Raw genomic sequence first — 11680 nt, forward strand, 5'->3', positions numbered from 1 at the left:
GATCATCAGGACGCCGAACCAACCGACATAAATCCGGTTGTTGGTGCTGGTCACCCAGTTGCAGAATTGCTCCCACAGATTCGCGCTTTCGCGACGCTGTAGTACTGTTGTCATGGTTCTGTAATGAGTACGTTAGTACAATAATCAGGCCGGTTGTCTGCCTGTGTTAACTAATGTATCCGATCTATTTCGTTTTGTAAACTATTCAGCTCAGATTTCTTTACCTAGCCGAATGGAGACCTCTCCAGGTTGTGAACCCTGCCTGAGAACCCTGTCTCTCCGTATTTGTCAGGAGATTAGACAACCGTATGAAAATTTAATCTGCTTGTAGATTTTTTATTTGGGGCCAATCATCTGAGATTCTTGTTAAGTTGTGTAAACAAATGTAGTGACTTTCTTTTCAGGATTTGGTTAAGCAGTTTATTTTATTCTTCAAAAAATAAACTTGTGGAGTGTGTATTACTGTTCTGGTCAGGGCATCTCTGGTCAGGGCATCGGAGCTCAATTTCCGTGGCTCGATGCCTGTAAATCAGCTGGAGGCGAGGGCGTTCACAATATCTACAGCATTGAAACCCAGATATCGATCGATCGATACGTAAACCCAAGAGTAGGGGCGCTGCATGTCCTGAGACACTCGCTCAAAGCCCATTAACCGCCGTAACTCTTCATAACTGGGGTGAATGATCATGGAATAGAGGTCGCAGAGGGCTGGGAAGTCTTCTTTCATGCGATGTAAGGTCGCTTGAGTATCTTGAATCAGTTGTTTGAGTGTTTGGTGATTAAAGTACAAAGGGTCAATCGTCCAGCCCCGAACGTAGATGGAGGTGCAGCTTGGATCCCCTGCTTGAGCCATCACAAAGGGATCGATCGGTCGATCGGTGGTTAGGAAAAAACCTTTGCTAGGAGGATAGAAGAAGTGAACTTCTGACTCGCTGGTGACGGGATACAGCACTACAATGCCAACGGGATTGAGATTGTCTACGCGCCGTAATACCCGCATACAAGGACTATAGTTTTCTGCCCAAGCTCTTAAATTTTTGGTGATCTTATAGGATGTTGCAGCCGGATCCTTAACTAACTCTGCATAGGTGCGAGTCAGCAGTTGGGCTGCGGGGACTGCATCAGTCCGCGGATTAAAGGCATCTGCAAATAATTCCGGTATTTCTTCTTGTTCTTTGCGGGGGGTGAGGAGATCTGGGGTACTGCGAATTTTAATACAGAGGGTTTGACCATCAAATCGTTTATCTAGGACCCCTAGACTCGCTAAGCGATCGAGCATCAGTCCTGCGGCCCGATCGCTGCCCCGATCGCGGTTAGCATAAAATAGCTCAGCGGCCTCCCGGTGGGTACAGGCGACAAAGTCCTGCTGCGGCCCTAAATTGGCCAAACTGATCTCTGGTAGGAGTCCTTGGTTTTGAGATTCTTTGAGCAAGAGGTAAGCCCATAGCCTGACCAAGCACTCCGCACGGCGCAGGGTTAATCCGCCCCGCCGTTGGAGGGTAGATACATAATATTTTTGACGGTTCCAAGGAAAATACTGATCTAAGTGTTTAGGTTCCATCCGACATAAATCTCTCCAGCGATTCCAATGTCCCCGCAATTCCACTAGATTGGACTGCAATTCCACTAGATTGGCAATCACTAAATTGAGGGAGAACCATAGTTAAGACTCAGCTGAAGCTTATTTGATGCAACACAATGGCAGAAATGGTTTAAAAAAACAACTTCTATCTCCGAGTTGACGCAAGATAACTTCTTTGCACTATGGTTTAATTCAAGAAATAGAGATTGACCGTTTCTTAAGATGGTTGTTGAGATGACATTGGATTGACGTTAAGTGCGCAAAGATCTGGAGGACTGAAAAAATACTTCAGTTCACTTCAGTGTACTTCAGTTCCATTCGATCGACTTCACTTTACTCATTGCATATTCAGCGGCTAACCTTTCACAATCGCGCCAAAGCACTAAATCCTTTGCACTAAAAAATGCATATTCCACTGTCTATGACTCTGACGCCTCAACCTGAGGGGGAATTTTTCCCCGCCGGTTCTAGCTGGATTCATCCACCCCAAACAGTCAATCCAGGAATTGGCGCAGTTCTTGGCTCTGTTTTAGAACAATTTCCTCAAGGAATTCTTGTTGTTTCCCAGGGGTGTCATTTACTCTATGCCAACCCCCGTGCGAAGGTATTTTGCCAAGAAATGTTGCACTTGGAAGATAATCCCAATGTTCTGCCAGACTTCATTATTGATGCCTGTGGCCGCTTTCTAACGCATCAATCTACTATGACAACCAATTATGTGGCGGAAATACGCCTCCGCGAAGGTATACAACTCCGATTACAGATCCAATGGATCAGTCCGATCGAGTCTGACAATAAGGAACTTGTGGAAGCATCGAAATTGATAATGGTAACGATTGAAGATGGTTACGAACGATCGCTACAAGAACGGTGGCTTCAGCAACAACGATATGGTTTAACAGAACGGGAAGCCGAGGTCTGGGAGCTTATGCTCCAGCAATGTAGCTATCAGGAAATTGCAAATAAGCTGGAAATTAGCTTAAATACTGTTAAGACTCACCTCAAGAACATCTACGCTAAACGTAGAGCTAGGTTTCAGTCTGCAAAAGCACAGCAGCCTTCCGATACGACGTTGCCTGAACTAAACTGATCCGAAGTTTTCTGTTAGTTAGTCTCAAGGCTATTGGCCTGCTTATTTTCGCTCTGCCCCCAAGTATTTCCCAGTAATTTGGGGGCAAATTGTTTGCATTAAATTGTTTGCATTAAATTGTTTGCATTAAATTGTTCGTATTTTCGCATTATAGTTTTACTGTGGTTTTGCTCGTCATGGCTCATGTTTCTTGAGTGAGCAGATTTTGAATATATTCGTACAGTTCGGGTTCCGATCGATCTTGCAGTTGCAGATCTTTTAATTCAATTAAGCCGTGGGCTAGTTCGGAGGCTCGGTTTTTGTAGTGGTTGTGGGCGCTGAGTAAATCCATGAAGACCTCTTGTTCTACTTGCATTCGATTGGCATCTTCAGCTAGTGGGGTTTCATAGGTGGTGGAGTCTACGTTGTAGCGCAGCAAGAAGATGAGCGCTTGGCTCGCGTCTTGTAGCTGTTTCTGTAATGGGCGGATATCTAGATCAAGGCGATCGAAGCCAACGGTGCCTTCAATGCGCAGTTCCACGATCGGCTGTTGGTGCGGGTCAAGTTTTTTAGCTTGGATCGCAGTTTGAAGAGTCTGCATTGCTTTTGTCTCTAGGTCTTCCGGGGTTTCCTGTCCGGTGGTTTTGAGCTTGAGACGGACGATCGATCGTTGGTAATAGTCGGTTTTCAGCTCGGCTTGAATGTTGCCATCAGCTAAGGTGACCAGGAAGGCTCCGCGCTGATAGTTGACTTCTTCAATATTATTGGCTTCCAGGGATCCGGGATTAAAGACCCAACCTTCTTCGCAATAGCTTTTGTGAATATGACCTAGGGCGAGGTATTGCACCCCTGCCTGTTGTAACGGGAGTAGGTCGTTGTAGCGCAGTGCCCCTTGGTAGCGAGCAATTTGCCCCTCTAAGCCATGGTGTAGCAGCATGATGGTGTTGCCGCTATGGGGAGGGAGGGATTGAATGGCCTCGGCTAAGAGGGGAATCATCTTGGGGGCAGCGGAACCGTACCACTGGGACCCCAGAATGCGCACGCCGCAGGGTAGGTCAATGTACCCCCCCATCAGCGACTCCGGATCCCAGGGTTCGTAGACGATTTGGCCATCGATCGCTTCCGGTTCCAGCAGAATGAGTAACTCGTCATCGGCCAGATATTTGAGCCAGTTGGTCACGGTGCCAAAGGGGCGGTTGTCGTGGTTGCCTTCGATGGCGATCGCGGGAATCCCGGCTTCTTTCAGCAGCAGTAGGCAGTCCTTGGCTTGGTTGAGAATGGCGGGTTGGATGGTGCGATGTTCAAACAAGTCACCCACGATGATGACAAAATCAACCTGCGCTTCCACGGCATACTTCTGCACCACATCCCGCAGGGCGAGGTAAAAATCCTTGGTGCGATCGCGGTTGTCGTAGTGGTCAAACCCCAAATGGATGTCGGCAAGGTGCAGAAAGCGTGGCATAGGTGGCGTAAAAATTCGGGTTTAGTGCAAAGGTATTAGAATCAGCCAGTCTTTAGACTAGCAAATTTAGGTGGTGCAGTTGCAGGTTTATGGAAAACGGTTGGGGGCTGTAATTTTCGCTTGGGGCTGCATAAGTAAAGGCGCTAGGAGGCTATGGAACAGCATCCTAGATACAACAAACGCTGCTCATTATGAACGGGTTCCTGAAAGCTTCTTTAGTCTGTTTATCGTTGCCGATGGTGGTGGCTACGGGGGCGATCGTTTCCTTGGTGTCGCTGCCGCCGGAAAGTCCGACAACCCATGCCTTAACCACTTCCCAGCCCACTTCCTTAAAAGCGATCGGTCAGCCGCTACAAGCGCCGATTTCATCCCCTAAGCCCAAGGCTGGCATTCAGCAAACGCCTCAGGAACGCTTTAATGAAGGGTTGAGCTATGTGCAAGATGGGGAATGGTTTGCCAAGAAGGGCAAATTAACGGAGTCCCGTACCCAGTATGAAAAGGCTTTGGGGATTATGCGGGAAATGGATCAAAAGCAGTTGGAAAGTGTTGTTTTAAATGGCTTGGGACAAAATTATAAAGATGCTAAAAACTACACTTTGGCAATGAGTTACTACGAAGAAGCATTGTCAGTGAATGAAACCCTCGATCGACCCAGCGATCGGGGCAGAATGTTGGCTAATTTAGCAGAAGTTCACTCTCTGCAAAAGAACCACAAACAGTCCTTAGCGCTGTATCGTCAAGCGTTAGATTTGGCGGAAGGGGATGGGGACACGGTGGCAACCATTCGGCAACAGATGACCCGCGTAGAATTGGCGCTCCAGCCGAAGCGCCCCCAACCGAAGCAACCGAAGGCAACCACGGTCGCGAAACAGCCGCAGCCGCAGAAGTCGCAAACCCGCAGTGCTCAACGTTCGATCGGTTAAGGATAGCGCTCAAACGATCGGGAACTCGGAGTGATTAATTATCTGCGATTCGGGAAAGAAATCTCAAGGACAACACAGCCAATATCAGTCTTAAAGGGGCCATGGAGTTCTCCAGGTGGGCGGCTGGCGTAGTGACCGCTTTCCAACCAAAGATCAAATGCATAATCGTACAGACGACCACTGACAATCAACACTTCCTCGGGGTAAGGATGGGATTTGCTACCGAAGGCAGTGGTATCTGCCCCTGGATAAAAGCGAGTGAGACGGGTATATTCGCCAGAGTCGGGATCTTCGCTAAGGGTGAGTTCTTCCACCATGTTTTCTAATCCAGGAATTGGCTGCCATTGGCCTACCTGTTCTGGACTTAAAGGATTCCAATAGATCGTTGTAGATTTTGGCATATTGATGTTTCTTTAGTTACTCCCTTGGAATAAAGATTTATTGAATCAAGCTCCATCTACATGATGGTTTTACAACTATATTTTGATTATTTTTAGATTAAACTCAAAAGTATAGAAAAATATCACTATTCGTTGCATATCACTCTACAGATTGTGTTTTTCAGCATATCCTCTAACAATATCAATTCCAGTGGAACAGCAATCTTCTTGGTATCACTCTAATCGCTCTCCTTCTGAACAAAAGTTAATTAGTGCGATCGTACCGTTCCCGCATTGCAATCCCGTAACCAAATCTGAATGGCTTGGGCGATCGGGGCTTGGCTACTTTCGCGAGGCGGCGTGATCACTTCTCCGGCAGGATAGCTGCTGGTGCGCGTAAAACTTTGGGAAAGCTGCCAACCATAGCGAGTTTGCACAAAAAACAACCAGTGGAATTGTTGCAACTCCACAATCTGAGTTGGACTATTTTGTCGTTCCAGTGTGGTTAAAAAGACTTGCTGTAGCGAACTGTCCGGACTGGGTGCTGACTCTCCCGGTTGAATTGACCCTGGTTGAACCGGCAAGGGCTCAAACTCCGCTCGGCCCGCCAGAATAACCGAGCCCGCCGTACTCAAGTCCTGTCGCCGTTTGTTACGCACAATCACCCGATTGGCGTAGCTGGGTAAATCCTGGATGAGTGCTGCTGTGAGGTCGCGAATGTCTGTGGGGCACTGGTATTTGGGGCGTGACGGATATCTGGGACGTGATGGAGTTGGCCTCGTCTTCGTGGGCGGCGTAATGGTTCGATCGCCGGTGCCCAGTCCTGCCTTCCCCCAAGCGGGAGGTAGCAAGACCCAACTTCCCCAAGCAAGCCCGATCGCGCTGAACAATATCCGTTGCCACCGTGCCGTCGATCGGGTTGCCATTGCGGTTTCCTCCCCTCGTCCTAACCGATTTCCTCAATAATCCTCGCAAACGCCGCTGCCGGATCATCCGCCGCCGTAATGGGTCGGCCAATTACCAGATAACTCGCCCCCGCCGCGATCGCTTGGGCAGGCGTCATCACCCGTTGCTGATCCCCCGTGGCTGACCAACTGGGTCGCACCCCCGGACAGACCAGCAGGAAATCTTCTCCACAGACCCGCCGTAGATCTGCCGCCTCCTGGGGAGAACAGACCGCCCCCGCCAAACCACTTTCCTTGGCGAGTAAGGCCATTTCTAGGGCAAACTCTGGCAATTCGATCGGCACCTTGAGTTCCAGGGCTAAGGTGCGGGGGCTAATGCTGGTCAGGAGGGTCACGGCAATGATATTTGGCGGTTGTACCCCGGCTTCCGCTGCACTGGCTTGGGCGGCAGCTTGGGCGGCGGCTAATCCCGCTTTGCCATTGGTGGCATGGACGGTGAGCAAATCAACCCCGTAGCGAGCTGCCGCTGCACAGGCTCCGGCCACCGTGTTGGGGATATCATGGAATTTCAAGTCGAGGAAAATTTTCTTATCCCGTTCCTTGAGTAATTTCAGAATATTCGCCCCAGTACTCACAAACAATTCCAAACCCACTTTCCAAAACGTCACCTCTGGCAATCGATCGACCAATGCGATCGCCGCTGCCTCCGTCGGGACATCTAGGGGGACAATAATGCGATCGGAAATTGAAGTAGAGGGGCGATCGGAAAGCGTCATGGAATCCGTAGAAAACAAACAGATTATTGGGCAGAATGGACATTGTCTACAATACTAAACCTTCTTGTGACTCTCTGACTATTGGCTAGAAAAATTTTCTGAGATTATGGGTCACGACGATATGCTGTGATTACGGAACCGGAGGGAGTTCAGTTCGCCAAATTTGCAGAGTGATACCAACTGATTTTTCTAGGGCAGTCATTGCATTAAGGTAATCAATTTTTGCAGAGAGTTCATTATTTTGAGCAGCAACTAAATCATCTTGTTTTTGGATGATTTCAAAAAGAGTAGTCTGAGAACCTCGGCGCTTCCAACGCTCTTGGGCAATCTTGAATTGCTGTTCAGCAAATTCCCTAGCACGTTGAGCCGCAGCCACTTGGTTCAGATTGGAGGTAAGATCTCGGAGTCGATCGTTCACGTCCTGCTGTACCGTTGCTCGGAGCTGCTCAACTCGATTACCTGCCTTCTCTAAGCGTAGTCGATGTTTTTCTAACTCTGCATTTAGGCTGGTATCGCCAAAAGCACGAGTTAATACCAACGAACCTGAAGCATTAGACTGGGATCCTAGAACAGTATTTCCCTTTAAATCGAGAGTCCAACGTTGATTGTTTTGAGCCACGATGCCGTTGAGCCGCTCAGCTTCAAGGTCTAGCTGAGTTTGCAAGTAATCGACACGCAGTTGATAAGCAAGTTGAAGTAATTCGGTAGGAGACCGTGTCAATTGGGGCAAGTCGGTCTGAACCAAAGCATCAATTTCACGCTGGGGAATGACAAGTTGTAATGTTTGATCGGCTTCAATGAGTCGTAAAAGATTGGAAACTGCTTGAGCCAAGTTATTCCCTTCTACGACTAAGGCTCGATCACTATCAGCCACCGTTTTCTCTGCATCCACTAAATCAGCTCTAGGGCGACGACCTGCTTGTACAAGTGCTTGGGTAATTTCTAGTTGCCGCCGTTTACCTGCAATGGCAAGGCCCTGAATCCGCAAGGATTCCTGCGCTTTAATGACTGTACGATAGGCGGTAATCGTCTCGGTGACTTTATCAATTAATACTTGCTGAAACGCGAGGGTATTACTGCGATCGCCCAATTGTGCAATTTGTACGGATGCTTGGTTGACTTTGAGTCCTGCACCTCGCAGCAGAGGCTGAGTGATACTAAAGTTTAATTTTTGGTCAGCTATTGGATCAAGTGTCAGTGCGATCTGGGTCCCGATCGGAGTCAGTACAGTGCCACTGACTTGCACTTCTCGATTCCATTGTGTGCGGTTAGCTGACTGGTTTGAGCGACTTGAATTTGCATTCACATCTGCATTGGATGGGGTTGGGGAAATTCCTATCGCAATTGGTTCCAAAGTTGGCTGAACTGATGAAGATTGACCCGCAGAACTGGAGAAATTTTCTGAGCTACTGGACAAATTTTGATTAATACCGACTGAAAAAAGTGGGTTTATTTTAGGTTTGAATTTACTTTCAGCAACACGCAGATCTTGACGTTGTATCAAGCGATCGAGTTTGCTATTTTTAATATCTCGGTTACTTTCTAAAGCGAGTTGTACTGCATCAGCGAGGGAAAGTTCCAATGGCTTGCTTACGATAGGTAGAGGCATAGCGTGAGGGGTGTTCGGTTGAGAACTCATAGATTGAGTCCTTGAAGCAGAAGCTGCATTTATGGGCTGAGATTGGGATTGTACAGTCTGGGCAAGCGTGTGTGGTAAAACGATGGTACTATTGATCAATAGAACAATACTCAAGTAACGAGCTATTTTATTGTTTTTAATCCATAACTGACAATTCATTTCCCTCTGCTCCTTAATTTCCTATTGTTATTCTGCTCAATTTCTCAAGGCCGCAATAATATCAACTCGAGTTGCTCGCAAAGCTGGTAAAAAGCTGGAACCTACTCCCACAGTGATTGCAGCACCCATGGCTAACGCTGCATTACGGTGCGAAAAGCGATAAGGGGCAGGAAAGAGCGCAGAGGTTACAAATTGAGTTGCACAATGCACAGTGCCAATGGCCAATGCTCCCCCAAGAATGCTCAGGATGACAGCTTCTAGAATAAACTGCATCATAATTTCTAGCCGAGTAGCACCGATCGCTCGACGAATGCCGATTTCCTGAGTTCGCTCTAAAACAGCCGCGATTGTAATATTGGCAATTCCAACCCCACCAATAGCTAGGGCAACCAAACCAACAATTGCTAATGCATTAGCCGCTAGGCGCTGTATTTGTCGCTGGGCTAACAAGTCACTGGTATTATCGAAAGTCTCAACTGTAGCTTTAGGATAGCGACGGCTGAGAGCCTGCTTAATATTTTCGGTTAGGGCAGGAACGTCTTCTATATTAAAGGCACTAATTTGAAGGTTGCTGAAGGTAAATTCACTAGCTAGGCTACTGGCATAGGTATCAGGTACCCACAAACTACCTCCCCCGCGTCCTAATTCACCCCCTGATTTAGACTCCACTACTCCAACTACAATCAAACGTTGACTATCTGAGAAAATTGCTTGGTTCAAAGGTGATTCTTTACGAAATAGAGCCGTAGATAATTTTTGGTCAATGATGGCAACAGCCCGGTATTGTGCATAATCTGCTGGGCTAAAAAAACGCCCTGATATCATCCGTCGTCCAGTCGTTTCTATATAGTTCTTAGAGACTCCAAATATTTGAACTTCCTTAACTTCACTGGCAAGATACTGTAGTGTAGCACTGTAATTAACAGTGTTAACAAAGCTAATCGATCGAATCTGAGGAACTGAACGCTTTAAGTATTGTTGATCTGCTTGATTGAGATCATTATTATCAAAGGAACCGTCGTCACTAAAAAGATAAGGCGTTACAAATGGTTTATCCCGCTGTGCAAGTTGTTCTTCAATCATGGAGTCAGCAATATCAGCAATATTCAATGTTGTACCAACGGCGCTGACTCCCATAAAGACGCCCAACAAAGTTAAGCTCGATCGCACCATATTGGCAGCTAAAGATCTGCTGGTTAGGTAGAAAAGATCGAATGGTGAAATACCCATATACTTTTTCTAATGGATGATGAGTGGTTAATAGATGAATCGTGCTTGGTCACAGCTTAATCTTAGAGTTAATACCTTTTGGAAAGCTTATAGGATAAGGATTGTGGAGATTATCAACCCTAATTTCTAGTTCTGACACAGCACTAGTTTTGTGATTGCTGGAAAGATTCAACAGGTAACTCAGGAGAATCATCGATTTTGAGCAGTGTGCCGATCTCTAAAGTTTGATTGGGTGGCACTTGCACAACTTGATCCCCTTTGCTAAGTCCTGACTTTATTTCTGCAGTCGTGAGACTTTGTAGCCCTAAAATAATCTTGCGTTTTTGGGCTTGTCCTTGGCTATCCCGTACCCAAACAAATGGAGAATCCTCCATCTGCACAACTTCTAGGGGCAGCGTTAAGACCTGTTTACGTTGTGCCAACACGACCTCTACGCTCACCTGTCCCCCTGGAATCAAGGTTTTGCTAGGTTGATCTAGCTGAATTTTGGCATCGACTTTTGTTTGCCCAGAACTCGATCGTAAACTGCCCCCTTCTGCGGAAACAGCTTGGGGTGACACACTGGTAATTTTGCCTAAAAACACCTGAGGCTTAGGACCGACCAAGCTAACACGGGCAAGTTGATTAACACGAAGTTTTGTTGCATTCAGCGTAGAAATTTGCAGTTTGACAATTTCTTGATTGGGGTCACCTACGGTCATCAATCTTCCTTCTGTCTTGACGCCATCCCCTGGCTTTACCTCAATGTTTAAAACAACACTATTACTGGTTGCTCTAACTAAACTATCCCCTAAACGTTGCTGAGTTTCTTTTAACTTATCTCGACTACGTTGAATATCTAAGTTGGCTCTGCGATATTCTAATTCCGCCTCCTTGACTTGTGACTGAGCCTCATCAACTTTATCTTTCTCACTACGTAATCGGTCTTCAAGCTCCTCAATTTTGACTTGAGCATCTCTGACACGATCTTTATCATTTTGCCAATCATCCGTTGAGATAATACCGCGATCGAGCAATTCTTGAGATTCTTTTAGACGTTTTTCATCTGATCGCAGCTTTTCAAATTCTGGTAATTTTCCCTGTTGAAATAGCTGTTTTTGCTGCTGATATCGAGCTACAACAGCCTGTAATTTTTGATATTTTTCTTGAACAATTTCCTGTCGCCGCGCTAATGTATCCTGATTTTTTTGATGTTCAATCTGTTGGTCTTGATAATTCTGTTGGGAGTCACGATCGCGCAGAACCAATAAGGGGGTTCCAGCAGAAACTTGTTGGCGCTCTCTGACTAAAACCTGTTCTACTGTTAAATCTCGAGGGGCCTTAAATGTGCGCTGCCCACCCAACTCGATAGTGCCACCTTCAGTAATCGTCACCTCCACATCCCCTTGTGTGACGGGAATCAGACGAACCGAAAGGGCCTCTGTAGACGTAACTACTCAGGCTGAGGTTCAAGCGACACAGGATGTCCCGAGAACAATGCAACGAGAGCCTCTAAAAGATTGATATGCTGCTTGCGCAAGGTGGATAAATAGCCCCGAATACGACAGAACATGCG

The 11680-nt window shown here is 46.9% G+C and carries 10 protein-coding genes and 1 pseudogene; 2 read left to right on the forward strand and 9 right to left on the reverse strand.

All coding sequences use genetic code 11. The features are described 5' to 3' along the window. Nucleotides 1-114 (reverse strand): annotated as a pseudogene (locus tag H6G21_RS25130) (photosystem II q(b) protein); the annotation flags it as partial. Between the two features lie 415 nt (nucleotides 115-529). Further along, a complete protein-coding gene (locus H6G21_RS25135; protein ID WP_190577361.1) occupies nucleotides 530-1561 on the reverse strand; it encodes a hypothetical protein in 1032 nt (343 codons plus the stop codon). Between the two features lie 442 nt (nucleotides 1562-2003). Between H6G21_RS25135 and H6G21_RS25140 the strand changes: the two genes are divergently transcribed. Next, entirely contained in the window at nucleotides 2004-2672 is a 669-nt protein-coding gene (locus H6G21_RS25140) for a LuxR C-terminal-related transcriptional regulator (RefSeq protein WP_190577363.1), read from the forward strand. Nucleotides 2673-2853: 181 nt separating this feature from the next. On the opposite strand, the gene H6G21_RS25145 is transcribed toward H6G21_RS25140, so the two are convergent. Next, nucleotides 2854-4113 (reverse strand): exonuclease SbcCD subunit D, encoded by a 1260-nt coding sequence (locus tag H6G21_RS25145; protein WP_190577365.1) that lies wholly within the window; start codon nucleotides 4111-4113, stop codon nucleotides 2854-2856. A 191-nt stretch (nucleotides 4114-4304) separates the two neighbouring features. Between H6G21_RS25145 and H6G21_RS25150 the strand changes: the two genes are divergently transcribed. Continuing rightward, the gene (locus H6G21_RS25150; RefSeq protein ID WP_190577367.1) at nucleotides 4305-5036 is read left to right on the forward strand and encodes a tetratricopeptide repeat protein; all 732 of its coding nucleotides are present in this window, start codon (nucleotides 4305-4307) and stop codon (nucleotides 5034-5036) included. A 38-nt stretch (nucleotides 5037-5074) separates the two neighbouring features. On the opposite strand, the gene H6G21_RS25155 is transcribed toward H6G21_RS25150, so the two are convergent. The 6 genes from H6G21_RS25155 to H6G21_RS25180 form a co-directional block, all read right to left on the reverse strand. Next, on the reverse strand, nucleotides 5075-5437 hold the full coding sequence (locus tag H6G21_RS25155; RefSeq protein ID WP_190577370.1) for a cupin domain-containing protein: 363 nt from the start codon (nucleotides 5435-5437) through the stop codon (nucleotides 5075-5077). A 248-nt stretch (nucleotides 5438-5685) separates the two neighbouring features. Then, nucleotides 5686-6342, reverse strand: a complete 657-nt coding sequence (locus H6G21_RS25160; RefSeq protein WP_190577372.1) for a hypothetical protein — start codon at nucleotides 6340-6342, stop codon at nucleotides 5686-5688. A gap of 20 nt (nucleotides 6343-6362) precedes the next feature. Beyond that, nucleotides 6363-7097, reverse strand: coding sequence for an orotidine-5'-phosphate decarboxylase (gene pyrF / locus H6G21_RS25165; protein ID WP_190577374.1), 735 nt, complete (start codon nucleotides 7095-7097; stop codon nucleotides 6363-6365). Nucleotides 7098-7227: 130 nt separating this feature from the next. Beyond that, complete coding sequence (locus H6G21_RS25170) at nucleotides 7228-8895, reverse strand: TolC family protein (RefSeq protein ID WP_190577377.1); 1668 nt, start codon at nucleotides 8893-8895, stop codon at nucleotides 7228-7230. 36 nt (nucleotides 8896-8931) lie between these two features. Continuing rightward, the gene (locus H6G21_RS25175) at nucleotides 8932-10125 is read right to left on the reverse strand and encodes an ABC transporter permease (protein ID WP_190577379.1); all 1194 of its coding nucleotides are present in this window, start codon (nucleotides 10123-10125) and stop codon (nucleotides 8932-8934) included. 143 nt (nucleotides 10126-10268) lie between these two features. Then, entirely contained in the window at nucleotides 10269-11498 is a 1230-nt protein-coding gene (locus tag H6G21_RS25180) for an HlyD family efflux transporter periplasmic adaptor subunit (RefSeq protein ID WP_190577382.1), read from the reverse strand. Nucleotides 11499-11680: the final 182 nt, after the last annotated feature.

Source organism: Alkalinema sp. FACHB-956, assembly GCF_014697025.1.
In the GTDB taxonomy this organism is placed as follows: domain Bacteria; phylum Cyanobacteriota; class Cyanobacteriia; order Leptolyngbyales; family Leptolyngbyaceae; genus Alkalinema.